The sequence below is a fragment of the Methanofastidiosum sp. genome (assembly GCA_035362715.1).
In the GTDB taxonomy this organism is placed as follows: domain Archaea; phylum Methanobacteriota_B; class Thermococci; order Methanofastidiosales; family Methanofastidiosaceae; genus Methanofastidiosum.
In genome coordinates, this window is the sequence record DAOSDU010000005.1 from 1 (window position 1) to 25,352 (window position 25,352).

A 25,352-nucleotide genomic window follows, 5' to 3' on the forward strand; every position below is an offset into this window, starting at 1 on the left:
TAGATAACGGCGATAAGGAAAAAGTTCTAACAGAAATCATAAATAAGCGTAAAGAGTATGATCAATATTTTAGAAAAATAGTAGTACTACAAGCTCCAGAAATCTCTCAGCTGCATTATGAAAAACAAAATAATAAAGAGCTCATGCAAATCGGATTCACCAAATTTGATAAACCCGGTTGGGGCAGATACATAGAATATGTTGGAGGATGCTCCGCAGGCAGATTCCTTCTGGCCATATCAAATGAAGGAACAATTATGCCGTGCCCTTTTCTAAGAATGGATTTAGGCAATATTCTAGATGGAAATCTTAAATCAATATGGAAAAATAATGATGCCTTAAACCAAATGAGGGATAGAAATAACTGGGAAGGCAAGTGTGGAGATTGCAAATACAAAATAATATGTGGTGGGTGCCGGGCAAGAGCATACATTAAATCAAACAATATCTTAGCAGAAGATCCATCATGTGCCTATATGGGCTAAATAACTCTAAAAATCTTGTTGTCAATATATTAGAAATCCATTCAACATGCATTTTTAACTAGTTTACCCTACCCTAATCAGTTAAAAAACCAGACTTTTTTCTCTGAATACGTCCTAGAACCACAATATATCCTCTCGATGATATGTACCAGCCCCTCTTTTTAACCCCCTCAAATTTGCCAAAACTCTATAAAAATTTAACCCATTACTCAATTTTTTTTCAGCGAAAATTTCCAGATGCAACAATATATATTCTATAAAGTATATTATTATATATTTATTGCAATACTAATTTATATTTCTTGTAATTAAATATTTGATATTTTCAAGTATAGATAATTATATTCGAACAACTATTGATTATTTGGACTAAATTTAAATACTTAGAAACTTATTAATTATGAAACCAAATTAATTTTAAAGTTAAAGGAGGAATAAATGAAGAAAAATATTTATATTTTGTTGATAGGAGTATTACTAATTTCAGTAGTCCTTGCAGGCTGTTCGAGTCAAAAAACAACTACTACTCAAGAAGTCACCATCAATCTTATGGCAAAGAACATGGCGTTTGACAAGAGCACAATAACCGTACCTCCAGGAGCACATGTGAAAGTAATATTTAATAATCAGGATAATGCGGAACCCCATAACTTCGCAGTATACGAAACTTCAGATGCAAAAAATTCCATATTCGTTGGAGCAATAATCGCAGGCATGACATCTACCACTTATGAATTTAACGCCCCAACAAAAGTTGGAACATATTTCTTTAGATGCGATGTACACCCTTTAATGAATGGACAATTCATAGTGCAAACTGGAGCGACAGGATCTGCTAGCGGATCTGGATCAGGTTACTAGTAATAAATTCTTAGGTCTAAATGGCCTTATTTTATTGAATAGCTTTAATAAATAAAATATTTACTCAAATAGGACGGACTAATCAATTAAATACTCTATTCTAGAAACCTCCATCACTCTATTTTTAAATCACTAAATAACTCAAATTTTTCTGTTTAGTAACAACAATATATATTTTATAATATATATAATTAAATAATTATTGCATTTATTTTTAAAAATATTAGGCCATACTAAAATTCATATTTCTGAAAAATTTGTTAAAAATAACCCGAAGCTATCTCTGATAAAAGTTTAAAAATCAGTAAAATAACAATATATATGATAAAGAATATATTTTTGAATAATTATTGCAGAAATTATAAATATTAAAAATATTTACTTTTCATTTTCTAAAGATCTTGAGATTGAAACCCAATTACCATATTTTTAATTAGTAGTTTCTTTTTTCTAGCAAAGCCATCATATTAACTCATTATTTCTGATAGTATCTTACTGTTGCAAGTAACCTATGCTCTTTTGAATAATCGAGTGATATGTGATATATTTGAACACTCTGCTTTATATTTATATAAAACAATTAACATAATTGCAATAATTATATAAAACTATATTTTATATAATATAAAAATATATAATAATTGCAATATATTATTATTTGTCATGTTAGTTATGGAATACCAATACTATATTTTTTTCTAGTAAAGACAAATATTAACTATGAAAATGGAATCGGAATTCATTTACCAACTTTTTTGTAAGTTAACTATAAATAGTTATTTACCCCCAGTTATTATGGTGAGAACATGGGATTAATGTCTTGGATAGATAAAAAATCAGGAAAATTAAGCGCCTGGGATATTGCATTTGTTAAAATTGGCGCGATGATATTTGGCCTTATTATTGGAGCTTACTTCCCAGCTTTGATAAAACAGTACGTTATACTGCTTATAGTACTCTTTATACTATTTTCCACGAAACCACTTTATGCGGCATTCAAATAATACCTAAAATTCTTTTTTTATCTAATTAACCCGGGCTTATTTGAATAAAAAGAAGGCTTTTGATATCTAAAAATAAGTAAACTGTGGCATGTCCTAATTAAATAATGTCGAACGTAACTATAAGGGCCCTTACCTACTATTAGCCTTATTGTAGTCCTAAGTACTACTAAAAAGTCCCTAAAATCGTCCTTTTTTAGCGAAATTTACACGAAAACCGTCTATGCTACGTATAATATACATTATACGCAATAAATTATAGGATAAATACTAGAAAAAAGCCAGGTAAACAGGCTATTTAGGGCCTATTTTACCCATAATTCACATTATCCCAAGAAGTTAAAAATCTTATTATTCGCAAAACGGTTTTTTTAGTCGTTTAGAGTAGCTTAGTAAAAAATAAAATCATAGTATAAGGGGGTATTTTTAAATCTAAAAGAACAAATAGTCTATGATATTATGGTCGGATCTTCGAAAGAAGTTAGCGAATATATTAACAATCTGCCCGAGGATAAAAAAGAGATTGTAAAAGCGCTTAGAGAGATTATTTTATCTATTGACCCTAGCCTAAATGAATCATTAAAGTGGAAGCAGCCAGTTTATTCGAACAAGGGGGATATATGTTACATTTTTCCTACTGGCGGCCATGTTAATCTAGGATTTTACAGGGCAATAGAGCTTAAAGATCCAAAGAAATTACTTCAAGGAACTGGAAAGACGATGAGACATATCAAGATAAAGTCTTTAGAGCAAATAGATAAAGAATATTTTTGGGAATTGGTATCCGATGCCATTTCCAAAGATAAGCAGTAATTGCAATAAATTTTCATTATTATATCTTTTATTATATTGTTTTGAATAATATTTGCAATTGAATTAATGCAATTATTTTACATTAGTATACTATATAGAATATATTTTTATAAGATTATTGCAATTTTTCTTTATTTTTATTTTCTCTATTCATCATGAAGGGTAAAGTTGTGTATGAGGTAGCTATTAATCCAATCCCAATTATACCAATAACTCTTGCAATGGATACAGTATTTTCGCCGAGCAGGGTACCATTAAACATCAAGAAAGCCCCTAGCAATGATAATAAAACGCCTATTATGAACTGGACAGTCGCCCTTTTCTTATGAATATTACCTTTATCTCTGGTGGAAGATCCTTTTGGACTTGCAAATGCCACAAATAGCGCTAATCCTGCTAAAAGAGCACCTATGATAATTAGTACTATTAGCAGATTTGCCATATGAATTATATGCATAATTACTATTTAAGTCTTTTGTTTATTAGGTAAATTAGTAAATATAATATATTTTAATGAATATTGGTAATGTGTTACCAAATATTATTATTAAATACATTTAATTCAAGTGTTGGTAATTAATTATCAAATTCTATTTTCGAGCTTAAAATTTATTGCAATAATTATTCTAATATATATACTAAATAATATATATTTTTACTAAACAGAAAAATTTGAGTTATTTAGTGATTTAAAAATAGAGTGATGGGGTAAATTTTTATAGAGTTTTGGCAAAATTAAGGGGTTAAATTGGAACAGATTTGAATAGTATAACTTAGAATATATATTGTTGAATCTAGAGAGTTTATAGGAAAAAGGCCAGAGAACAATTTATTAACTGATTTGACTAGGCTAAATAGATAATATAAGGAGAATTAAATCACTTATTCCTTTTTGGCAATAATATACCCAAAGCTCGTCCACCTGCCTTGATCAACTTCCAAGATTATTGGATCATCATCAGGGTCAGATTTACAGAATGGGTCATGTGTTGCAAACTCTTCCCACCAGCGCCAAGCATCTGGGGTATAGTTTGCTTCTCTTTTCTATTTAAATATCCTCACCTAAACATAATATGGTAAGTATATAAATGGAATGACATAATATTGTTTGATACTTATGAAAACAAAAATAATTTTTGATGAAATTGAGCCTAAATGTTTTGCCACGATATTGGAATTCATTTTAGCTTTGCCCAGTAAAAATATAAATATTGAAAAGATCGAATTCCCACGAATGCTATCAAAAGACAATTTCAAATACTCTAGTGAAATGGCTCTCAAATCAAAAAATGGAACTCTTACATGGAGTGATATGAGTAACTCACTAAAAAGCTCCATCCCGGTAACTATAACATGCGAAAACAAAGTGAATGTAAAGGATTTGGAACATATAAGAAAGCTCTGCGATTACGAGATAGAAGAACGATCGGAAGAAAACAAGATAATTTTCTGGCCCAAGAATAGAGAACTGCTATAGGTTTTTATTGGCGATATGCATGAACAAAGAAACTCTCCTTGGGTATAAGTTCACAACTGATTTATTGGAAAAGGCCCTAGTAGATAGGTCATTTCGAACACTAGGGGATTCTGTGTTAAGCACCGTAATAATTGAACATCTAATTAAAGAAGGGTTAACCGATCCAGGCGATATTACAAATAAAAAGAAGATTATGGAAAGTAGACAAGTTCTAGATATTATTTCAAAAAAATGCCACATTGACTCTGGTGAAAAACTAGAAGGAGTAATCGGCGCAATTTACCTAGAAGAAGGATTTGAAACAGTCAAAAGTATTATAGAAAAAGAGATTATCCCAATCTATGGCTCCATTAATATTGAGGATTATGAGGACTACGTCACCAAGGTAAAAGAGATTTTTGATAAGTTAAAGATTAAGCGCCCCACCTATAAGACAGTTGAAGCTAAATCAGATAATAGGCCTGCTTTTTATTCCACACTAATGATAGACGGAGGAGGGATAACAGGGGAGCTCTGCAATAGTAAAGACGATGCAGAGAACAGTGCAGCTAGAAAAGCCCTGCCCATACTAGAAAAGATGTATGAAAGTAAATTATCCAATAAGAGAGATTCAGATTAGAATTGTATATAGAGAAGATATCGAGGAACAAAATAAAATCCTTATTGAAATAAAAGAAAAAATAAATTAATCTTCTTTCTGATTTTCTAAATCCCTTTATCAAATAACACATTTTATAAATTATTCAATTAAATTTATAAATTTATTTTGATGATTATTGATATGAATCCTGAAGAAATATTGAGTATCTTATCTTTTTTGATTAAAGAAGTAGTCTTTATGGCCACCGTAATGGCAGTAATCGTAAGTTCTGTCAATCAGTTTAAAGAAGTTGCAATTGAGAAAAAATTTACATACAAGAATCAGATAATAATGATATTTATATTTGGTTTATTTTCCATATTGGCAAATTATTCTGGGATAAAACTTCCTTCTGGCGCTATAGCGAATGTAAGGGACATGGGGCCACTAGTTGCTGGTCTAGTTGGAGGTCCAGTTATAGGACTTGGTGCAGGATTAATTGGAGGTATAACTAGATACTTTGGGGATGGTTTCACTACTCTTCCTTGCTCAATTGCCACAATTTCAGCAGGCGTTATTGGAGGATTGGTCTATAAGTACAATAAGGGAGAATTTGTTGGGATCTATAAAGCTATGATTATTGCAGTTTTAGTAGAATTGTGCCATATGGGGCTCATACTAATTTTGGCAAGACCTTTTAATGCGGCTTTAGATGTTGTTAAAGTGATAACAGTCCCAATGGTACTATCAAATGTTCTAGGGATTACAATATTTTTCCTCATAACTTCTAACATGATTAAGGAAGGGCAAAAGGAAAGGAAAAAGCGCTAATTAAAAGAATAAAAATAAATTAATCTTCTTCTTGATTTTCTTTGAGATAAAAAAATAGCAATGTCACCATACCAAAGGAATTAAACGGTATTTTACTTTCTGGACGTATTTTTTATACCCTTCTAGTTCACTCTGAAGTACTTTATCTTCATGATATGTCCTGATAAACACAAGACAAATCATGATACAAACGGGTGCAAAACTCAGAAGAGAACCAAATGCAAATGGTAAGGGCAGGGAACCTATTAGCATCCCCAAATAGCCAGGATGCCGCACAATACTGTATGGGCCACTTTCAATAACTTTGTGGCCTCTGTCCTTCTGAATACGGACAGTCCCTTCAAAAAAAGGATTATGAAACATTGGCCAGGTTGAAAATATGGCAGATAGGAAATAAAGTCCTACGCCGATAAATAAAAAACTAAAAGGTAATGTGGAGATGCCGAATCTATAATCCAATCCTGCCATTAAAGGAGTTACAACAATAGTAAAAAGAAAGTATGTTAGAATAACAATCTTATCCAATTTATTTGTTCCTTCCTGGATTTTTCCTCTTTGATTTAATAATTCGGGAACTTTTTTCACTAATAAAAGGCCACCTACTAATGAACCTACAATGTAAACGCCGATATACACCCAAGCTCTTAATATATCAATACTGCCAGAGGCAATGAAATAAATAATTCCAGTTACAATTATCCATCGAAAAGGTGATGTAAGTGCGTTAATACCTACCATAGTAAGTTTTGTTTTTTCAGCCATTTTTACATCTTTAATTTCTCATTTATCGAATTATAAGCCAATACAATGTTACTATAAGTAAAAAAAAAGAAGAATTAATTGTATTTAATCTTTTGCTGTCTTTTTTATCTGACATTGGCGAAATTAGAAAATTAATCTACTTCCCTCACAAATAAAAGTTCAGAGAAACATTAACTGCATTCTGGTATTACTATTATTGCAATAATAAAGCAATCCAAAAAATTACCACCATTAAAATCAATATTATCCCTGAAACTAAATATATCCTAGCAAATTTATTTTGTTTATTATTTTGGAAATAAAACACGGATAGTAATAATATCCCAAAAATTGCAAAAAATAAGGTTATTGGTATTGGCATATTGTTGTTATATCGTTTTAGAATATAAAATTATTTTTTCAATATTATCCAGTACTCAGAATCTTCATCTATTATCTCATGAATCGGGATTTTTTCATCTTTGATTATTCTTTCTATCTTTGAAGCATCGTCATTTTCAAGCCTCTTCTTACGATTCTCATCCCACTGTGGGTCTATCTCTTCCATTTTTTTCTTTACTTCTTCAAACAATTCAACTGTTCCAGCACCAGTGGCTTTGTATATCCACACAACGTCTACGAAGTTTCCTTCCACTATCATTGGCACGCTAGTAGGCTCCGGCCCAGAGATTTTCACCACGCCACCAGTCCCATAAATAGTGAAGTCTTGAATAGGTGTATGTGCGTCCCAATACCCAGTTATGTGATTTGTCACCGTTATAAATTCGCCTACTTGTACTGTGTCGGGAGTTGCCGTATATGTGCTAGTTCCAGGGGGTGGGGGCAATGGTGGATCGCAGTTCTCGGTACAAACAGCTGCTAAAGGTGCAATTCCAAATGCACTTCCTACACACAGCAAAGAAATAATAATTACATATAGTTTTTTCATGATAATCACTCAATTAGTATGTTTTTTACTAAAATATATATAAAGTTTTCCATTGTTGATTGGCATTGCATGTATTTAGTTTCTAAAATCCATCTCCCTGGGATATATTCATTAAATATTAATTTTTGTCTAAGAACTCTTCAACATCACAAATAAATTTCAGTGTTCCTTCCTCTATCTGCTCTGTTAGAGTCTTCAGATTACTAAAATCTGGATTGGGAACTAAAATGTGCTCAACAATAGAGTCAACGCCGTTCGTAGTCGGTACAACATTATATTTATCCCACTTGCTTTCTTTTAATAGCTTCCAGTATTTCCTTTGAATCTCTTTGTTTTGCCCGCTAAGCCAAACTTCAAATCTAACTGTGTCATGAACAAAAACTATCGCAATTTTCAACTTTCTATCTTTTAATGAATCTGGTGAGAAGGAAAAATAAGTCATGTCCATATACCCATAGTAAAGGCTTGACACAAAATAATCTGGATATTTATTATGTAAATGAGTCCTCAGATCCATTATGTATTCCATCAGTCCCTTGTATGCGTTTCTAATCGTACCTTTCTTCATCTCTTTTTTGTATTCTTCCATATATTGATTAAATGTTTCCATTTGTATCCGCCACGAATTATCCAGTATATCCAAGCTCTTTTGCTTTGTTGAAACACGCTTCGGCTTCTGTATTCCTACCTAGTAATTCAAGTGCAATTCCTTTATTGTACCATGCACCGCCATCTTTTGGATCAATAGCTATAACTCTGTCAAAGCAAGTGATGGAATCTAAATATCTGCCTTGGTTTCCCAGTATTATCCCTTTGTTATACCAGGGAATAACATAGTAAGGGTCTATAGCAATTGCCTTGTCATAACAGATTAAAGCTTCAGGATATCGCCCAAGATCGTCAAGTGAAAGGCCTTTGTAAAGCCAAGCTTCCTTATTTGTTGGGTCTATCTCTAAAGACCTATCAAATTTGATTATGGCTTCGCTATACCTCCCTTGATCATAGAGGGATACGCCTTCATTGTAGTAATCCATTGCACTTATTGTATTGCTGGCCCCCTCAGAATTTTGTGGCTCGTTATCATAAGTTACAGTTCCGGGAGAAAGCGAAGATAATACAAATGCAGCTATCCCAACTAAAGCTATAAGTCCAATGACTAGAAATATGATCTTTCCATTAATCTTATTGCCTATGGGTTTAGTTTCTTGTCCCCTTGATTCTTCTTTCGGTAGATCAGTTTTTACTTGTCCAGTTTTTTGAGATTCCGCCCCACATTTCGGGCAAAAAACAGAATCTCTTGGTATTTCCTCCCCGCATTGCAAACAAAACTTTCCTATCATCCTTCTTCCTCTTCAATTTCTTGAAATGGGTTTACAATTTTTATAGAGTATACTTTTCCATTTGTATGTAGAATTTCAATTTTATCCTTCTTATATTCTATTGACATATCCTTTGACATAAATTCTAAGTAAAATCTGTCTGAATTAGTCCCCTCTGATTTACCCAATATAACGTTAGTAATACCAAAACACTCTACAATGTCGTTAGCAATTATATCGGGCAAATTAGCAAGCTTTCTTATGGTCTTGGGATTTCCTTCTCGATCAGTTTTTACCCAAGTAGTAATGTATAAGGCCATTTTTTCACCTATTTACTAATTATTGTTTATAATCCGATGCCAGTAACTTTGTAAGAAAATTTATATCCTTGTTGCTTTGACTTTGATTCGAACTCTTTTCTTATAGCCCCGAAGTCAAAATTATACTGGTATTTCTTCCCGAAGAGATTTGACTGCTCTTCTATGCCCCCTGTTCTTGACCCAGCCATAGTATTGTAAGATTCTTTTTTGAAGCCAAATCCTGGGCTCATATCGCTATCAATTCCGCCAGAAGATACTCCGGCCCCTGATTCTTTTAGCATCTCGGTGAATCTAACTTCTTTATTTGCTTCATCGACTCTAAATTTTGCCAAATACACTAGTTTCTGTTTGGAAAGAAAAGCCTTCCTTTCAGCGACCAATACTTCAAATTCATAAATTCCCTTTTTTTCGCTAATTTTAGCTGGAATTCTTGATGCAATATTCTTAAGTTCATCAGCAACTGACATATTCTCCCTCCAATTATGGATTATTTATATATAGAAAATAGTAAGACATGTTTAATAAGTTTGCCCCAGATTTGTTAAAATCTTCAATATTTTTATAAACTAAAGGGAATTATAATAATAGGTAGATTCAATGGAGTTTGTTAACGAAGAGAATAGCTGGGAATTAGATACGCAGGCATATGTAGAAACCTACACCAAAACTATAATTTTAACAGGAAGGGATAGTACAGAAACTATGTACAAACTTTCATTGATCTCTGAAGAAGGGCCGTGTAAGAAATGCGGAGGAATAAGATTTAGCTACCTTGCTGAAGTCTGGGATGATCAAAATGGCTGGATTCAACTGCCAGAATTTGACGGCAACTACTACTGCTCAAATGATGTCTGTGACGAAGATGGCCTGAAACCCAATGAATTTGAAAAACTATTCAGATCTATCCAGCAGAATACCAAAAGCATAGACTTAGATTAATTCTCTATTTTCGATACTCTTAAATATTTATGAGTGAAATATTAATTATATGGAAAAAAATTCAAAATGCCCAAAGTGTGGTTCAAGTAATATCGTGCCTATAGTCTATGGTATGCCTTCATATGAGTTTTTAGAAAAGGAAGGCGTACATGAAGTCCTCCTTGGAGGCTGCATAGTCAATGATTTCTCGCCAATCTGGCACTGTAAAGACTGCCAGAATAACTGGGGAAACTATTCTGATCGTTTGGAAAGCGAGCGACAAGAAATGGAGAAAAGGCAGCACAAATGAAAAGAGGTACACGTTGAGCCTATAATAAAGAAAATTTTAAATATAAAAAATATTTCTTAAAGGTGAGTGATATGGGAAAATTTTTAGGGTACTTTCTTCTGTTTATTGGAGGACTAGTGGCCTTGTTTGCGGTAATCGGTATATTGCAGACCCCCAATAATGATGTTTTAATAAATAATCTATTGGTGATAGTTATCGGGGTTGCCCTTGTTTCACTTGGACTGAAACAGATTCAGAAGGCAAGAATTAGTTAGATAAGTAAAAAACATGATGATTATGAATAAAAGAATATTAGGTGTATCGTTGGTAATTGCCTTACTAACTGTTACTCTTGGGTGTACAACAGACACTCAATCCCAAGTCGAAGAAACAGCAAAATCTGATACTACGGCCGATACTAAATCTGAAACCGAAGTCGAAGAAAAAGTAGAAAATGACCCCAAAGATGCCCAAAAATATTACAGTGAAAGTTTCACACTATACAATCAGGGAAAGTATCTTGAAGCCCTAGAAAAGTTTGACAAAGCTTCAGAAATTGATCCGAATTTTGCTGATGCTTGGTATAATAAGGGGGTTACACTCGGAACTCTTGGAAGATACCCCGAAGCAATAGAAAGCTACGACAGGGTCATAGCTATAGATCCAAATCATGTTAAAGCATGGTGGAATAAAGGAGTTATTCTCAATAAGCTTGGAAGATATGAAGAATCGCAAGCATGCTTTAACAAGGCCAAAGAGCTAGACCCCAGTTTAGAAGATATAGAAACTTAAAGAGAAATGAAGATTTAAATTTATCGGAGGAAATGACATTAAGTGCTCTAAGGAAATCTCTATCGTTTTACCCCACAATCAAAACATTTCCACCTGTGAACATTTATAGTGCCGCCACATTTTGAACAAGTCCATCGCACTCTTTCATTTTTAACAAATTGCCTTATCCCAAGTCTTTTAATATTCTCAAGATTCTCAATCATGCTCATTCCGTATTTAGTCCTGTATCTTTTATCAAGATTTTTAAGTCTGGTGCATGGATATTTATCACATTTAAAACAGAATTTTGTCTTCTTTATAGTTTCGCAGTTTTTGATGATACACCTAATACAGCTTGATGGCTTGTTTGTATCAGGCCCATTGCACCCTGGGCAATGATTTTTAACCCGGAGATAAGCCATGCATATCCCACAGTTCATTCCGCACGGGGCAATCAGCTTAGAAGTGATTGACTCTGCTTTCATGTGCATAATTAGATGTCAATGAATAAAAACAATTCGCTTGTTTATCAATAACAACTGCGTTAATCTTAAAAGGACATTTCTCTTATCGCACACATTACTGATGGGTATTTTTGATTACAAATATTTTGATAATATCAGTAGATATCCATTAAGTTTTAATCGGAGGTTATATTTATGAATAAAAATGCATCTTCAGGAGAGCCACCCGGTGGGCGGTGGACTATTGTAATTGTAGGCATTATATTACAGTTGTGTCTAGGATCAATTTATGCTTATGGAGTTTTAAGAAATCCGTTACTTGATCATTTCAAGTCAAAGGGACTTAATCCCACGGCAATGGACATGACTTGGCCGTTTATCGTATTCTTGGCATTTTTTGCCTTATTTATGCCATTGGCAGGCCCATACATTCGGAAAATGGGGCCAACTAGAGTATGCATGGCTGGCGGAGTACTTTGTGGAATAGGGTGGCTTGCAGCTTCCTTTGCCACATCACCTTTGATGCTTATCCCGTTATATGGAATTATAGGGGGTATAGGTGTTGGTATTGCCTATGGGGCACCAATAACTACTTCTGCCCAATGGTTCCCAGATAAATGCGGTCTTGCTGTTGGATTGACAGTCTTAGGATTTGGATTTTCCTCTGCTATCATTACCTATGCAACTAGATTCCTTTTAGGAAGTGGTTGGGGAATCATGAACATTCTGCAGATGTTTGGTATTGTCTTCATTGTCATCAGTATCGTAATGTCCATGATGCTTAGATTTCCACCAACAGGATGGAAACCAGCATGTATGGCTGCGACTACAAGTGCAGCTACTAAAGTTGAGTTCATGAGAAATCAGATGTCCAAGACTTCAACTTTCAAAGGGTTATGGGTTTGTTACACAATCGGAACACTAGCTGGACTAACTGCTATTGGAATTGCCGGGCCCGTGGGAAAAGAAGTGTTTGCCAATGCAGGCATGAGTACAGATTTAGCAAATAATCTCATATTTGCCCTGATTTTACCTTTTGCCATCTGTAACGGTGCAGCTAGGCCGATTTTTGGAGCGCTTACAGATAAGCTAACCCCCAAAAATACTGCGATACTATCTTACGGGTTAATCATCGTTGCCTGTTTAGTTATGTATACAGGATACAGCAGCGTATGGGCATACATCATATGCTTTTGTCTCTTATGGGGATGCCTAGGCGGATGGTTGGCTATAGCTCCAACAGCTACTGCAAGCTATTTTGGGATGAAAGATAATGCAAAGAATTACGGTCTTGTCTATACAGCTTACGGTGCTGGAGCAATCATAGGTGGAATTGTATCTGCACAGGCGAAGGATATCTTAGGAGCGTTCCAACCATTCTTCCTGATTGTTGCTGGGCTCTCTGTTATAGGCATTTTCATTGCCTTCGCTCTAATGAAGCCACCAGTTGCAAAGCACGCATAAAATAAATTTTTTATTTTATTTAATTTATTATTAAAAAATAAATAGAAATTAAAATAGTCTGCACATTTCTTCAGTTAACTTTGAAATCTGTTTCTCTCGGTCTTTTTTCCAGACTATAATTCCAGATCCACATACATCTCCGCCTTTGGATTCACAGATTTTCTTCATTATTCCAATTGCCTGATTTCCCCCCGTACTATTTAACGGTAAGCCCTTTGTTACGAAGCATGTTATCCTCTTATCTTGAAGGGTGGGAATTTGAGACATGAAGGCGGTCATCGGATGTGAAAGAGAGAATGCATGTACAGGTGACCCAAATACTAAAGCATCATATGTTGATAAATCGGGGATAGATAAGACCTGAATTTTATTTAAATCTCTCTGCTTTTCATCAGCCACATTTATCCTTTCAATATTAACAGAATGCCCCTTATCCGAAAGAGTTTCCTGAAGTTTCTCGGCAACTTGATATGTATTTCCAGTTTGAGAATATACTACTATGCCAATCTTCATTCTAAACCTCCTTTTATTTTTATCCTAGAATTTATTATTTTGTCTTAGTGTGTTATATTGAAAGTCCTGCTTTTTCATCCGAAGTTGAGTAAAAAATATCGGTAACTTTGATTAATAGGGCCCCTTTCGCAGGATACCTATCTCCTTTTGCCTTCATCCATTTTCTGGCTTCTTCATAGATGGGTCCTTTTGTTAAATATTCACATGTTCCTTTAATCTGATAGGCTTCCTTTTCCCTAATTATTGCAATTGCTACATTTGGATTTTCAAGAATATTTTTTAATGTTTTTTTCATAAAGTTATCTACTATTATAATAGTTTCATCGTCTAATAGATATTTAGCGCCTACGTATGAGCAGTTTGGTTCTCCGTTCTTTGAAGCGGTAGCAAGTTGATGTATTCTCTCCTTTTCAAAAATATCTTTGATGTTTGCAGGCATTTTCATAATTACACCAAATCAATTTTATATATTTTATATATAAATACTTCTGATTAATGTTTTTAAATAATCTAAAAATATTTAAATTAATTTCATTTAGCGAAATAGCTATGAAAAATGATCCGAATACAAAGCCTGCAAAAAATGTAGATGAGTATCTTAATGCACTTCCTCATGATGTAAGGGCTACTCTTGAAGGTCTGCGCAAGACTATCAAAGCTTCTGCCCCTATGGCTGAAGAAGTCATCAGCTACCAGATACCTACTTATAAGTATCACGGGGCATTGGTACACTTTATGGCCGCTAAGAATCATTGTAGTTTCTTTGTAGTAAATAAATCTATTTTAGAAGAATTTAAAGATGAGCTCAATGACTATGACATATCTGGAACAACCATCCATTTCACAGCTGAAAATCCAATACCAAAAGAACTTGTTGAAAAAATAGTTAAGCGTAGAATCAAAGAAAATGAATTAAATAAAAAAAATTAATCTAAGAGCCTACTTCAGCAATTATTACAACATAGTTTTTTCCATATTTCTTAGCACATTTTGGACAGGTGGTGTACCACATATACCATTTCTTAATCTCTAATTTCTTGCTTTTGGCATATTCCTTAAAATCATCACACCATTTGCCCGTGTCATTAAATGGACCTTCATAGACCTTACTCAAAAACTTCCCACTCAAAGTCACATTGTCAGCATTTGGAATTTTCTTGTCAACGGCAAGGTATACATCCATGTTAAACTTTGAAGTGTGATCAGAAAGACAGAGCCAATCTGGTATTTTGGCATTGACATTCTCCACTTTTTCATTAAGTCTTTTCATAACACTGCCAAAATTGATTGGCATAAAAAAAAGAGTAAATACTTTATCCTTCACAAATTTCTTATTTTTCCACTCAAATACCTTCCCATCCCATGGTTTTGGGTCAAACTTCGGACAACATTCTTCATCACTCATAATATACCTCTATGGTATGAGAATCTAATTTAGAAAGTATAAATTTTACGGTAGAATACTACCTATTTAATAAATCTAAAAATAATACTTTTCGGTGTACTTTGTATCAAAACCATATTCTTCTAAGAAGATATTCTACAGATTTCTAGATAAGATTAAATAGTTGGAAGTAATATATTATGAAGAGGATAATATGAAAAAGAAAAAGAAATCCGACGATGCAAATAAGCAAAATTATGAGTTTAATACGAGAAAAAAAGAGAAAAGAACTAAGAAAAAATAGATATATTTTTACAATTATTTTTTACTAATTATTTTTCCAATACTAGCCCCCAATGACTTTGACAATTCTTCTCGATATGCCTTTAGAGATATAATACCTTTGCTATTAGTATCAAGAACTATCTTGGAAACTATGATTAATTCTCCTTTGTATCCTTTCTCCGCCACCATCACGACTGGAGGATTGTTTTCTTTCTTAAAATCATTGAAATATTTTGTATTGCCTGTTGAAGTATAATAAGCTACCATTCTTATTCTTGAAGTTGGAAAAAATGGATTATACTTGATATTTTTCTCAGGTAAAGATACGAGAAGTGTTTGATTGTCATAATTATCCTTAAATCCTTGGACTAGTTCAACTATATAACCTTCTTTTTCCAAACTATTAATGATTGAAGATTCAAGATGCCCACCTAAGGTTTCTCTATCTTCGACATACAGGTAAAGAGTTTGGCTTTTATCAATTTTATAGTTATGAGAAGAAAACTCACTTGTAGCTTCATTTACTTTTGTCTCTGAAGTTGCCAGCTTATAATTTAGGGAAAATAAAGAAATAGCAAATATTAATATTAAAACAATAATAGCAAGTCCTAAGAAAAATTTCGAATTGGTATTCATTTAATCACAAAATCTGGGGAAGAGAGAGGTTTATAAATTTTATGGGTATACTATAGAAACATGGCCTCAAGTGCTGAAGATATCTCTATGAAACATATTGGATGTTGTGGAGCATATTGCAAGACATGCCCCGCATTAATCAACAAAAGTTGTCGAGGATGTAAACTTGGATACGATGCAGGAGAACGAGATATAAGTAAAGCAAAGTGTGAGATGAAGGTCTGCTGTATTAAGCAAAACTACAAAACTTGCGCAGATTGCCCTGATTATCCTAATTGTCAGATAATTCAAAGTTATTATAATAAAAATGGGTACAAATACACGAAATACAGGCAGGCTCTTGAGTTTATTAGGGAAAATGGGTATACTAAATTCATCAAAATCTCTGAGAAATGGAAAAATGCTTATGGAAAATATTAGTTCATCTTAAAAGAATCAGGAACATGCCAATCCCAATAATCAAAAAAATCATGCTTGAAATTAATAGATTTTTCATAAGTTTTAATTGCCCCATAGTTTTTGGTTTTCCTAAGCCCCCAAACGAAACAGCCATTGAAAGACCAATTCCAATTCCTGCTGGAATTCCTAAAGCAAGATTATTGAACATTATTTGCCCATATACAAGCCCAATGATAACGCCCACTAGTGTCCATAGCATCATTTGTTTTGTGAATCCTGCCCGCTCTGGAACTAACGCTTCTTTATCTTCTTTTATAGGGATTCTTAATAGGGACAATAAAATATAAACTCCCATTATAATAACCATTGCCCCAACCATCAAAGATATACTTGATATATCTGCCATAATATCTTAATTAGATTAATTAAACTGAATTAATAAAATTATCTCAAGAATCTTTTATTCAATTGTTAAAGCAGCATAAATTGCACTTGTTATCACTGCAATTGTACCTGCAAGAGAATATTTTCTATATGATACTACTTCATCTGATGTGGATGGGCATGCCAAAACTTCTATACAAAGCCCAATATAATGGCCAAACGCGAGACCGATAACAATAAACACAAAATGATTAAAGAGGATACTAATTCCAACTCCAAGGAGAACTCCAATAATAATTCCTATTATCATCCCATCTCCTTTCTTAAGTCTTGATCTTGGCCTTATTTGTGGACTATTTTTAATCACCATGCCCCCAGCCATTGCTAAAACTGCAATCAAAAATAGGATATAGATAATGTGCATAGTTTCCCCTTACTAATATTGGCTTTCTTAATATATATTATTTTCTTTTTATTGGAAAGATATATAGAGGGTATATTAAATATTAGGTATTTTAGGTAATATCATCTTTTCCTTTAATTTTAAAGAAACTTCTACCGGCGTGTTCTTACACCAATTCTAGCCTTCTAATACTTTTATTATAGCAGAGAAATCTTCTTCCTCGTACCCCAACTCTTTTGCCTTGAGGTACATTTGAAGATTTAGATTAGTTAGAGGAATATATGCCTCGTTTTCTTTGGCCGTTTCTGTTATTAGCTTGAGGTCTTTTATACCGTTTTTTACGGACCCTTGAACCGGAAATTCACATTTAAGGTAATTCGGATATTTCATCTTGTAAAGGTCATTAGACACTTGGCCTGAAAGAATTATTTCAAAGAGAATGTTCAAGTCTATATTTCCCTTTTTTGCAAAATTAATCATTTCACTAAATCCTTCCATCATATGTAGTATCAATAGATTCACTGATAATTTAACCATAGATGCTTTTGGTATCTCGCCACAGTATGTTATCTTATTGCCCATAGTTTTGAATAAAGGGGCGAGATTATCGGCAATTAAGGGATCTCCACTAGTTAGTATAATCAATTTTCCTTCTTCTGCAGGTTTTCTAGAGCCGGAGACTGGAGCGTCAATATATTTAGCATTGTACTTTTTAAATTGTTCATTTAATTTAATTGAAAAAGATGGAGATATTGTTCCCATATTAACTATTGTTTTGCCCTCATATATAGTTGGGTCTTCTATTTTATTTAGCAAAGTAGATTCTATAACTTCAGGAGTTGTCAACATAAAAATTATTACGTCTGACCATTTAATTAATTCCTGAACTGAATTGGCAACTAAAGAGCCTTTGTCTTTTAGATTAGATAATTTATCCTTGGCACGATTATAGCACATGAGCTCGTATCCAGATTTTAGAATGTTTGAGGCCATTGGAGTTCCCATGACACCTGTTCCAATAAAACCAACCTTCATTTTATCGCCTATGATAAATATACAATTCTTACTTTAAATTAATTAGGTATTGCCTTAAATAATAAAAAATTTTATAAAAGAAACCCCTAGTTGTATTTTGTGGTTCTAATGAAAGTTCATATAAAACAAGAAGAATGTATTCTATGTGGAAATTGCAGCTCAACATGCCCTGAAGTTTTTATTCTAGTTCCTGGAGAGAGTTCTAAAATTACCGAAGGGTATCGGGGCAAAAATGATTCAGAAGGAGAAATAGATGAAAGCTTAGTAGATTGTGTGCAGTCAGCTATAGATTCCTGCCCTGTTGAGATTATATCGTTAGAATAAAGAAAATATTAAATTTTTAACTTGCTCGCTTGAACCATTGCCATTATATTTGCATTTGGAGTAAAGGGAGGAGTTCCACAGGCAGGTGCTAGAATGTCTACGCCGTCAACGATGTCCCTTAATGATTGAGTATAAACGTGGTCATTAGAACCTTGCATTATTACAGGAATAGTTTCTACACTACCTACTAATGTAATTCTGTCTCCAAGACCTATTACGGCTTCCTTTACTGATGTTCCAGGGGCCTCAAATGAGAATGCGTCAAATCCAGAGTGTGGGATTCTGTCCATATACCCTCTTGTGTCACCGCAAATGTGTAACATTGAAACGGTATCTTTAGTCTCTTTTGTTATTCTCCTGTAACAGGGCTCAAGAAAATTCTGGAAATCTTTTGGGTCAAGTAAGTCTCCTGATGCTGTAGGGTCTGGCATAGAGAATCCATCTACTCCACTTGAGTCAACGGAGTTTCTGATTACTTCAATACAAAGATCAGTACAAATATCAAGACATGCTTCAAACTTCTTTTCTTCTTGCTTTGACCACATTAATATTCTGTCAACACCCCAAAGGTGACCTGCGATGGTCATTGGGCCCGTAACAGCCCTTAGGACCGGCACATATTTTTCGTATTTTTCAACGAGAATCTTAGCTGATCCTTCAACTATTGGATTTCTTCCTTTGAGTAAAATGTTTTTTGGTAAATCATATTCCAAGGGATTGGTATTTTCTAACACATGCTTTTTAACTGAAGGATGTCTAATATCTGTTCCAATATCAATCTCTGCTCCAAGCATAGTTGCTTCGGATACTAAATCATTGTGTGAATATAACACATCAACCCCCCAGACCTTGTACCTGCCCTCTTGAAACTGTGCCATGACTTTTGAATCAATCTGACATGCTGGCCAAGTAACGTTTGTTGAAGCCATTAATTCTTTACAATAATTTGAGAATGTCATCACGGGAATTCTATCAACTCTACCTCCAGTTATGGCAGAAATAAATCTTCTATATGGTGTCATTTCTCTTAATGCCAAACAAGTCACCTTTTCAAACTTGATAGATATATTCATTCTAGTATATAAGAATTTAGAAAAATAACAGCAAAGGGAAAGAATTAAATAACTATGTGTTTATCCCCTTCATCTCAAGCAGGTGACTCATTGATCAATGTTTATTTTAAACAAATCACAACAAAGGAGAAGATACAAGCTGATGCTAAAGAGCTTCTTAGAACGGTAGTTGAAAGAGAAGGAATTTTACTTGAAAAGAAGGTACCAATCAAAGTCCACTTTGGTGAAGAAAAAAATATTACATATATCGGCCCCAGTTATTATGATGGAATATAGACTATTTGAAAGAGAATGAGATTGAATCGTGCTTTATCGAAACAAATGTGCTTTACAGAGGGGAAAGAAACACTAGAAGAAAACATATTTTACTTGCTTATAGACATGGATTTACTAAAATTCCCGTAATTATTGCCGATGGCGAAATAGGTGAAGAATATACCAATGTAGAGATAAATAAGAAAAACATATCAAGTTGTAAGATTGCCCAAAAAATAGCTGAACAGAAACAAATGATAGTAGTATCCCATTTTAAAGGGCATATAGGGGCAGGCTTCGGAGGGGCTATAAAACAGTTAGGCATGGGTTGTGCAGCTAGGGGCGGGAAACTCGAGCAACACACAAATACAATTCCAATAATAAATCCTATTGAATGTAATAAATGCAACAGATGTAAAAAGCAGTGCCCTGTCGATGCACTTAAAATTGGGTTATTACCTAGGATTGATAAGAAAAAGTGCATAGGGTGCGCTTCTTGTATATCAATATGCCCACAAGGAGCAATAAAAATAAACTGGCTAGGATCAATATCCAAAAATTTCTATGAAAGAATGGCAGAATATGCATATGCAGCCCATAATGGAAAAAAGAATATTTACTTAACATTTGCATTTAATATCACTAGAAATTGCGATTGTGAAGGCCATAAAATGAAGCCATTCTTAAAGGATTTGGGCATATTTGCCTCAACAGATCCTGTAGCTATTGATATGGCATGCCTTGATAAATTATCTGAAAGGGAAAAACGAAAAATATTCAATAGAGGAAGATACATCTTAGATTATGCCCAAGAAATAGGCTTAGGTGAAAAGGAGTATAATTTAATCGAGATACTTTGAGAATTATAGCATTATCATAATTAAAAGCTTTTTAATTTTTTATTTGCCATTTTGAAGCTGGAATCCCACCTTTTCCCCAGTTTGCCTTGGGTATTTCAGTTATTAATATCTCTACTGCATCAAGAGGCGCGCCAATTATTTCACTTACACATTTTGATACTTCTTTTATCAGTCTTTCATTTTTCTTTTCATCTGTATTTTCTTTCCACAAATATATTTCAATGAGAGGAATAATACCACCAATATCAAAAGGGAAGTATTTCTTAAATAGTTAATGTATTGAGGTGTTACTTCAAAACTTTTTCTTTCCGGTACGCCATTCCATGAAATGTGGCTATTAGTTCACTGTGCTCGTTTAATACACGGATATCATACGTTGCAATTTTCGGATTTATCGAAACTTCTTCCGCCTCTGCAAATAAAGTCCCCTCCGATACTGCTTTCAAAAATGAAATATTCACGTTTAAAGCTACAGAAATATTTCCATGAGTATTTGCTGCGATGGCAAAAGCATAGTCTGCTAGAGAAAATATTGCCCCGCCGTGGACAGTATTGACTGCATTAAGATGGATATCTTTGATTTCCATTTTTGCCTTTGCATGACCTTTTGATGCTTCAACTAATTCTATGCCTATCTGTTTTGCGAATCTATCATTTTCCGAGAATTCTTTAATAACGTCCATTGAATCACTGGATTAAATATATTGTTAGGTTTTTATTATTATGTGCATAAATAGTTAATATATTGAATAGTTTAATATATACGATATTTGCTAAAAGAAAGAATGGGATTAAATATGAAAAAGATATCTGCTTTATGCATCTTACTTCTTATTATTATTTCATTTTCTGCTTGTGTTAATCAAAAGGATACAAATACACAATGCGGAGAATGCCCTGAATTTGCCCCGCCGCATCCAGACTGGTGTAAAGAGGGAACAATTATTCCAGGCGCAAAAGATGAATGTGGTTGTCAGATGCCTGCTAAATGCGAAGATAAATCTTAATTCAGCATCTATTAATTGGTACCTTATTATTTATCTAGCTAAATCTTCTTTTCTAAAAAGCGTAGATTTATATTTTAGAGATACATAATATTATAGATTAAAAATATTAGAGATTGTAGAATGGCAGAAAAAGATAAGATTTTGATTGTAGAGGATGAAGAAGACTTAGCTTTGTTGCTTGAAGAGCTATTAGTAGAATTAGGATTCTTGGTAGTTGGAAAATGCTCGACTGAAAAATCAACTCTAGAACTAGTAAAGACGAAAAAACCTGATCTGGTCTTGATGGATATAATGCTTAGCGGTGAAGAAAGTGGAATTTTAATTGCAGAAAAGATAATCAAATACTACAACACTCCCGTAATTTATACAACAGCCTATGGGAATAAGACAATTGTAGAAAAAGCAAAGAGATCAGGCGTATACGGATATTTAATTAAACCTTACAAAAAAGAAGGTTTGTATAGCGCTATTGAAGTTGCACTTTATAAACACAGAATGGAAATTAAATTACTAAAAAGTGAAGAAAACTATCATGATATCTTTAATGGTACACATGATTTGATTTGTAGTCTAAAGATAGATGGGGGGATAGACCTTGTTAATCCTTCATGGCTGGAAACTTTGGGTTATACAGAATCAGAGCTCGCCGCTCTCAAAATTTGGGATATAATACCCCAATATAAAAAGAAATACTTCCGGGATATTTTATCAAAAGCATACAATGGAGAAACACTGACTAATATTCAACTTATTTTTATGAAAAAGGATAGTAATGAAATAATTGTAGAAGGTACGGTATTCCCAAGATACGAAGGAGAAGAGATTACGATAATAGAAGGTATTTTCCACGATATGACTAAACATGAGAAAATGAAAAATATTCTTGAACGCCAAAATTATATCCTTAATCAAAGAGTTAGAGAATTAAAATGCCTCTTTAGTATTTCAAACATAGTTGGAGAGACTGAAGGATCTAAAGAAATAGTTTTACAAAAAATTGTAGAAACATTGCCCTATGCATGGCAGTACCCAGAAATAGCATGCGCAAGGATAATATTATATGGGAAAGAATACAAAACAAATAATTTTAAAGATACAAAGTGGAAAAGAAGTAGAGATCTTTTAATAAAAAAAGAGCCAGTTGGCAAATTAGAAATATGTTATCTTGAGGAAAAGCCAAATATTAATGATGGACCTTTTATGGATGAAGAAATTCATCTGATAGATGAAATAGCTGAAAGGCTTGAAAACATTATTGAAGAAAAGGAGATGCAAGAAGAACTAATAAAGTACACCACTAAATTGGAAGAGGAAGTCAAAAGACAAACCCAAGAATTAATACAATCTGAAAAAATGATATCTTTGGGATTGTTAGTAGCTGGTATTGCTCATGAGATAAATAATCCATTATCATACATAAAAGCAACAACAGAAATTGTAAAAGAAGATATAATTGAGCTAAAAAACAATAGCATAAGAAAGGGAATTAAAACTAATAAATTCGAAGAACTTGAAAAATCAATTGATACTGTTTCAGATGGAATAAAAAGGATAGCCACAATAACAACTACTCTGAAAAGATTTGCCAAACCCACAGAAGAAAAGAATTTTGAAGATATCAACCAGGGCATGAAAGACACTCTTGTAATTCTTCATAATCGGATAAAAAATAGAATCAACGTTATTACAGAATACGGGGATATCCCAAAGGTAGACTGTAATATGGGCCAAATAAACCAGGTCTTTTTAAATGTCCTGCTCAATGCTTCCGAATCGATGGATGTCGGAGAGATAAGAATCAAGACATGGAATGATTCTAACTTGGTTTATATACAAGTGGCAGACCAGGGAATAGGCATCCCAAAGGAAAAACTGAACAGGATCTTTGACCCTTTTTTTACAACTAAAGAGTATGGCACTGGACTTGGCCTAAGCGTTAGTTATCAAATAATTAAAGATCATAAAGGTAATATTAAAATCGAAAGTGAAGAAGGAAAAGGAACTAAAGTAACTATATCTCTCCCTATTCGGACAACGGATTAATTTAAGCCTAATAATTATCAAGGCAAAGATATTTATATTTGAAAACCTATCTATTTGAGGGGAGGTATTTCTTGTCAGAAAAAATATATAAAATTTTGATTATTGACGATGAAATAATGGTTCTTGATGCGCTAAAAAAGACTTTAGAAAGATCAAAACAATTTAAGAGCGATATCTTTTTAGTAGATAGCCCTTCGAAAGCCATGGATATCGCGAAAAATCAGAACTTTGATATAGTTATATCCGACTATAAGATGCCAAAAATGAGCGGGGTAGAGATTCTAACTAAAATTAAAGAAATGAATCCAGATACTGTAAGGATACTTATAACTGGTTACTCTGACCTTGAGATAGCAAGAGAAGCGATCAATAAGGCAGCTGTCCACAATTACATTGAAAAACCTTGGGACAATGAAAATATAAGAAACATTGTTTATTCTGCTATTAAGGAAGTTGAAGCTAAAAAGGAGCCAGATCTTAGTTTAGAGAGATTATTAAGTTCAGACAATGCAGGGACTTTAGTTAATGCTTTAATATCTTTGGAAGAAGTTAAAGAATATTCCCACACTGTCCTTAGAAAAGATGAGGATAGACTCCCACAAATCGAAGAACTGACAAAAAAGCTTGACATATTATCAAAATATGATTACTTAAGAAAAGAAGAAAAATCACCAGTTGTCTTTAAATGTCCAATATGTTCCTCATACGACTACAGGGTTATTATTAAGTGCCCAGTATGCGCATCAGATTATTTAGAAAAGGGAGATGTTATCGAACATTATTCATGTGGACATGTCGATATGTATTCCTTATTTGAGAAAGGAATAAATCTTACTTGCCCCAAGTGCGATGAAAATCTTAGACAAATAGGAGAAGATTACCGAAAGGTAGGAAACTGGATACATTGCAGGAAATGCGGAGAATTTTTTGGCGATGGGAATCTCAATCTAGTTTGTAACTCATGCGGAAGTGCTTCTTCAGTTAATCAAACTGAGTGGGAATTTGAAAAAAGAATAATTCCAAATAAAGAACGTTTGGGACAGATTAGCACAAAATTAGAAGTTATTAATGGCATAAAGAAAATGGCTGAAGAAAAAGGATTGTTCTTTGCCCAGAATATGGAAATTAAAGATAATGGCAAAGAGCACAAATATGATGTTCTTGTTTTCCAAAAAGACCCAATCATGACAAAAGAAGATAATCCACCAATATTTTTTGCAGATATTGGAATTGACAAAGCAGGAATATTCAAAGAAAAACTTAAAGAATACTATGAGAGAAATAAAGATCTTTCCAATAAGAATCTCTATTTTATAGCCCATCCATTTTTATCGAATGATTCAAAAACTCTAAGTGAAAAATATAAAATTCAGGCCATTGAAACAAAAAAATTAAATGAGACATTGAATCAAATATTTGGAAAAATCTCTGCTAATTCAAAAATTAATAAGAAAATAATGTAGATTGA

Annotated in this window: 38 protein-coding genes; 20 read left to right on the plus strand and 18 right to left on the minus strand. The window is 33.4% G+C overall.

Annotation, left to right across the window (positions count from 1 at the left end):
* The 4 genes from PLI06_04370 to PLI06_04385 form a co-directional block, all read left to right on the plus strand.
* On the plus strand, positions 1-485 hold a 485-nt coding region (locus PLI06_04370), incomplete at its 5' end, for an SPASM domain-containing protein (GenBank protein HOI76828.1).
* 438 nt (positions 486-923) lie between these two features.
* On the plus strand, positions 924-1,346 hold the full coding sequence (locus PLI06_04375) for a cupredoxin domain-containing protein (GenBank protein HOI76829.1): 423 nt from the start codon (positions 924-926) through the stop codon (positions 1,344-1,346).
* 806 nt (positions 1,347-2,152) lie between these two features.
* Positions 2,153-2,350, plus strand: a complete 198-nt coding sequence (locus PLI06_04380) for a hypothetical protein (protein ID HOI76830.1) — start codon at positions 2,153-2,155, stop codon at positions 2,348-2,350.
* A 456-nt stretch (positions 2,351-2,806) separates the two neighbouring features.
* A complete protein-coding gene (locus PLI06_04385; GenBank protein HOI76831.1) occupies positions 2,807-3,160 on the plus strand; it encodes a DUF1801 domain-containing protein in 354 nt (117 codons plus the stop codon).
* Positions 3,161-3,275: 115 nt separating this feature from the next.
* Here the strand turns inward: PLI06_04385 and PLI06_04390 are convergent, their stop codons facing one another.
* Positions 3,276-3,602 carry a hypothetical protein gene (locus PLI06_04390; GenBank protein ID HOI76832.1) on the minus strand — a complete coding sequence of 109 codons (327 nt, stop codon included), beginning with the start codon at positions 3,600-3,602 and terminating at the stop codon, positions 3,276-3,278.
* Between the two features lie 675 nt (positions 3,603-4,277).
* Here PLI06_04390 and PLI06_04395 point away from each other — a divergent pair.
* The 3 genes from PLI06_04395 (at position 4,278) to PLI06_04405 (ending at position 6,048) form a co-directional block, all read left to right on the plus strand.
* Complete coding sequence (locus tag PLI06_04395; protein HOI76833.1) at positions 4,278-4,637, plus strand: hypothetical protein; 360 nt, start codon at positions 4,278-4,280, stop codon at positions 4,635-4,637.
* A 19-nt stretch (positions 4,638-4,656) separates the two neighbouring features.
* Positions 4,657-5,256, plus strand: a complete 600-nt coding sequence (locus PLI06_04400; GenBank protein ID HOI76834.1) for a putative dsRNA-binding protein — start codon at positions 4,657-4,659, stop codon at positions 5,254-5,256.
* Positions 5,257-5,418: 162 nt separating this feature from the next.
* Positions 5,419-6,048 (plus strand): LytS/YhcK type 5TM receptor domain-containing protein, encoded by a 630-nt coding sequence (locus PLI06_04405; GenBank protein HOI76835.1) that lies wholly within the window; start codon positions 5,419-5,421, stop codon positions 6,046-6,048.
* Positions 6,049-6,111: 63 nt separating this feature from the next.
* On the opposite strand, the gene PLI06_04410 is transcribed toward PLI06_04405, so the two are convergent.
* From PLI06_04410 to PLI06_04435, 6 genes are all read right to left on the minus strand, one after another.
* Positions 6,112-6,810, minus strand: coding sequence for an isoprenylcysteine carboxylmethyltransferase family protein (locus PLI06_04410; protein HOI76836.1), 699 nt, complete (start codon positions 6,808-6,810; stop codon positions 6,112-6,114).
* Positions 6,811-7,201: 391 nt separating this feature from the next.
* On the minus strand, positions 7,202-7,738 hold the full coding sequence (locus PLI06_04415; protein HOI76837.1) for a hypothetical protein: 537 nt from the start codon (positions 7,736-7,738) through the stop codon (positions 7,202-7,204).
* A gap of 118 nt (positions 7,739-7,856) precedes the next feature.
* Positions 7,857-8,348, minus strand: coding sequence for a hypothetical protein (locus PLI06_04420; GenBank protein ID HOI76838.1), 492 nt, complete (start codon positions 8,346-8,348; stop codon positions 7,857-7,859).
* 16 nt (positions 8,349-8,364) lie between these two features.
* On the minus strand, positions 8,365-9,078 hold the full coding sequence (locus tag PLI06_04425; protein ID HOI76839.1) for a tetratricopeptide repeat protein: 714 nt from the start codon (positions 9,076-9,078) through the stop codon (positions 8,365-8,367).
* Positions 9,075-9,377, minus strand: coding sequence for a hypothetical protein (locus PLI06_04430; protein HOI76840.1), 303 nt, complete (start codon positions 9,375-9,377; stop codon positions 9,075-9,077). Before PLI06_04430 ends, PLI06_04425 begins: the two co-directional genes overlap by 4 nt.
* A gap of 26 nt (positions 9,378-9,403) precedes the next feature.
* Positions 9,404-9,844: a hypothetical protein gene (locus PLI06_04435; GenBank protein HOI76841.1), complete on the minus strand. Its 441-nt coding sequence runs from the start codon at positions 9,842-9,844 to the stop codon at positions 9,404-9,406.
* 130 nt (positions 9,845-9,974) lie between these two features.
* Between PLI06_04435 and PLI06_04440 the strand changes: the two genes are divergently transcribed.
* The 4 genes from PLI06_04440 (at position 9,975) to PLI06_04455 (ending at position 11,376) form a co-directional block, all read left to right on the plus strand.
* On the plus strand, positions 9,975-10,316 hold the full coding sequence (locus PLI06_04440) for a hypothetical protein (protein ID HOI76842.1): 342 nt from the start codon (positions 9,975-9,977) through the stop codon (positions 10,314-10,316).
* Positions 10,317-10,365: 49 nt separating this feature from the next.
* Positions 10,366-10,605 carry a hypothetical protein gene (locus PLI06_04445; GenBank protein HOI76843.1) on the plus strand — a complete coding sequence of 80 codons (240 nt, stop codon included), beginning with the start codon at positions 10,366-10,368 and terminating at the stop codon, positions 10,603-10,605.
* A gap of 116 nt (positions 10,606-10,721) precedes the next feature.
* Positions 10,722-10,859, plus strand: coding sequence for a hypothetical protein (locus PLI06_04450; GenBank protein ID HOI76844.1), 138 nt, complete (start codon positions 10,722-10,724; stop codon positions 10,857-10,859).
* A 22-nt stretch (positions 10,860-10,881) separates the two neighbouring features.
* On the plus strand, positions 10,882-11,376 hold the full coding sequence (locus tag PLI06_04455; protein HOI76845.1) for a tetratricopeptide repeat protein: 495 nt from the start codon (positions 10,882-10,884) through the stop codon (positions 11,374-11,376).
* A gap of 59 nt (positions 11,377-11,435) precedes the next feature.
* Here the strand turns inward: PLI06_04455 and PLI06_04460 are convergent, their stop codons facing one another.
* On the minus strand, positions 11,436-11,840 hold the full coding sequence (locus PLI06_04460) for a DUF3795 domain-containing protein (GenBank protein ID HOI76846.1): 405 nt from the start codon (positions 11,838-11,840) through the stop codon (positions 11,436-11,438).
* Between the two features lie 174 nt (positions 11,841-12,014).
* Here PLI06_04460 and PLI06_04465 point away from each other — a divergent pair, with 174 nt between their 5' ends.
* Positions 12,015-13,283: an OFA family MFS transporter gene (locus PLI06_04465; protein ID HOI76847.1), complete on the plus strand. Its 1,269-nt coding sequence runs from the start codon at positions 12,015-12,017 to the stop codon at positions 13,281-13,283.
* A 48-nt stretch (positions 13,284-13,331) separates the two neighbouring features.
* On the opposite strand, the gene PLI06_04470 is transcribed toward PLI06_04465, so the two are convergent.
* Positions 13,332-13,796 (minus strand): flavodoxin domain-containing protein, encoded by a 465-nt coding sequence (locus tag PLI06_04470; GenBank protein HOI76848.1) that lies wholly within the window; start codon positions 13,794-13,796, stop codon positions 13,332-13,334.
* A gap of 52 nt (positions 13,797-13,848) precedes the next feature.
* Positions 13,849-14,241 carry a pyridoxamine 5'-phosphate oxidase family protein gene (locus PLI06_04475; GenBank protein HOI76849.1) on the minus strand — a complete coding sequence of 131 codons (393 nt, stop codon included), beginning with the start codon at positions 14,239-14,241 and terminating at the stop codon, positions 13,849-13,851.
* 104 nt (positions 14,242-14,345) lie between these two features.
* Between PLI06_04475 and PLI06_04480 the strand changes: the two genes are divergently transcribed.
* The gene (locus PLI06_04480) at positions 14,346-14,726 is read left to right on the plus strand and encodes a DUF1801 domain-containing protein (GenBank protein ID HOI76850.1); all 381 of its coding nucleotides are present in this window, start codon (positions 14,346-14,348) and stop codon (positions 14,724-14,726) included.
* A 1-nt stretch (position 14,727) separates the two neighbouring features.
* Here PLI06_04480 and PLI06_04485 read toward each other — a convergent pair whose 3' ends face one another.
* Both PLI06_04485 and PLI06_04490 read right to left on the minus strand, forming a co-directional pair.
* On the minus strand, positions 14,728-15,201 hold the full coding sequence (locus PLI06_04485) for a hypothetical protein (protein HOI76851.1): 474 nt from the start codon (positions 15,199-15,201) through the stop codon (positions 14,728-14,730).
* A 297-nt stretch (positions 15,202-15,498) separates the two neighbouring features.
* Positions 15,499-16,101, minus strand: a complete 603-nt coding sequence (locus PLI06_04490) for a hypothetical protein (protein HOI76852.1) — start codon at positions 16,099-16,101, stop codon at positions 15,499-15,501.
* A 60-nt stretch (positions 16,102-16,161) separates the two neighbouring features.
* Here PLI06_04490 and PLI06_04495 point away from each other — a divergent pair, with 60 nt between their 5' ends.
* Complete coding sequence (locus PLI06_04495) at positions 16,162-16,521, plus strand: DUF3795 domain-containing protein (protein ID HOI76853.1); 360 nt, start codon at positions 16,162-16,164, stop codon at positions 16,519-16,521.
* Position 16,522: 1 nt separating this feature from the next.
* On the opposite strand, the gene PLI06_04500 is transcribed toward PLI06_04495, so the two are convergent.
* From PLI06_04500 to PLI06_04510, 3 genes are all read right to left on the minus strand, one after another.
* Positions 16,523-16,906 carry a hypothetical protein gene (locus PLI06_04500; protein ID HOI76854.1) on the minus strand — a complete coding sequence of 128 codons (384 nt, stop codon included), beginning with the start codon at positions 16,904-16,906 and terminating at the stop codon, positions 16,523-16,525.
* 54 nt (positions 16,907-16,960) lie between these two features.
* On the minus strand, positions 16,961-17,308 hold the full coding sequence (locus PLI06_04505) for a hypothetical protein (protein ID HOI76855.1): 348 nt from the start codon (positions 17,306-17,308) through the stop codon (positions 16,961-16,963).
* Positions 17,309-17,464: 156 nt separating this feature from the next.
* Positions 17,465-18,322 (minus strand): NAD(P)-dependent oxidoreductase, encoded by an 858-nt coding sequence (locus PLI06_04510; protein ID HOI76856.1) that lies wholly within the window; start codon positions 18,320-18,322, stop codon positions 17,465-17,467.
* Between the two features lie 108 nt (positions 18,323-18,430).
* Here PLI06_04510 and PLI06_04515 point away from each other — a divergent pair, with 108 nt between their 5' ends.
* Entirely contained in the window at positions 18,431-18,646 is a 216-nt protein-coding gene (locus PLI06_04515; protein ID HOI76857.1) for a ferredoxin, read from the plus strand.
* 8 nt (positions 18,647-18,654) lie between these two features.
* Here PLI06_04515 and PLI06_04520 read toward each other — a convergent pair whose 3' ends face one another.
* Positions 18,655-19,683, minus strand: a complete 1,029-nt coding sequence (locus tag PLI06_04520; protein HOI76858.1) for an MtaA/CmuA family methyltransferase — start codon at positions 19,681-19,683, stop codon at positions 18,655-18,657.
* Between the two features lie 126 nt (positions 19,684-19,809).
* On the opposite strand from PLI06_04520, the gene PLI06_04525 reads away from it, so the two are divergent.
* Complete coding sequence (locus PLI06_04525; protein HOI76859.1) at positions 19,810-19,995, plus strand: hypothetical protein; 186 nt, start codon at positions 19,810-19,812, stop codon at positions 19,993-19,995.
* Positions 19,996-20,000: 5 nt separating this feature from the next.
* Positions 20,001-20,834, plus strand: coding sequence for a DUF362 domain-containing protein (locus PLI06_04530; GenBank protein ID HOI76860.1), 834 nt, complete (start codon positions 20,001-20,003; stop codon positions 20,832-20,834).
* 31 nt (positions 20,835-20,865) lie between these two features.
* On the opposite strand, the gene PLI06_04535 is transcribed toward PLI06_04530, so the two are convergent.
* Positions 20,866-21,066, minus strand: coding sequence for a 2-hydroxymuconate tautomerase family protein (locus PLI06_04535; protein ID HOI76861.1), 201 nt, complete (start codon positions 21,064-21,066; stop codon positions 20,866-20,868).
* Positions 21,067-21,121: 55 nt separating this feature from the next.
* Positions 21,122-21,517: a PaaI family thioesterase gene (locus PLI06_04540; GenBank protein HOI76862.1), complete on the minus strand. Its 396-nt coding sequence runs from the start codon at positions 21,515-21,517 to the stop codon at positions 21,122-21,124.
* A gap of 114 nt (positions 21,518-21,631) precedes the next feature.
* Between PLI06_04540 and PLI06_04545 the strand changes: the two genes are divergently transcribed.
* From PLI06_04545 to PLI06_04555, 3 genes are all read left to right on the plus strand, one after another.
* Entirely contained in the window at positions 21,632-21,841 is a 210-nt protein-coding gene (locus PLI06_04545; GenBank protein HOI76863.1) for a hypothetical protein, read from the plus strand.
* A gap of 120 nt (positions 21,842-21,961) precedes the next feature.
* Positions 21,962-23,884: an ATP-binding protein gene (locus PLI06_04550; protein ID HOI76864.1), complete on the plus strand. Its 1,923-nt coding sequence runs from the start codon at positions 21,962-21,964 to the stop codon at positions 23,882-23,884.
* Positions 23,885-23,955: 71 nt separating this feature from the next.
* The gene (locus tag PLI06_04555; GenBank protein HOI76865.1) at positions 23,956-25,347 is read left to right on the plus strand and encodes a response regulator; all 1,392 of its coding nucleotides are present in this window, start codon (positions 23,956-23,958) and stop codon (positions 25,345-25,347) included.
* The last annotated feature ends 5 nt before the right edge of the window (positions 25,348-25,352 follow it).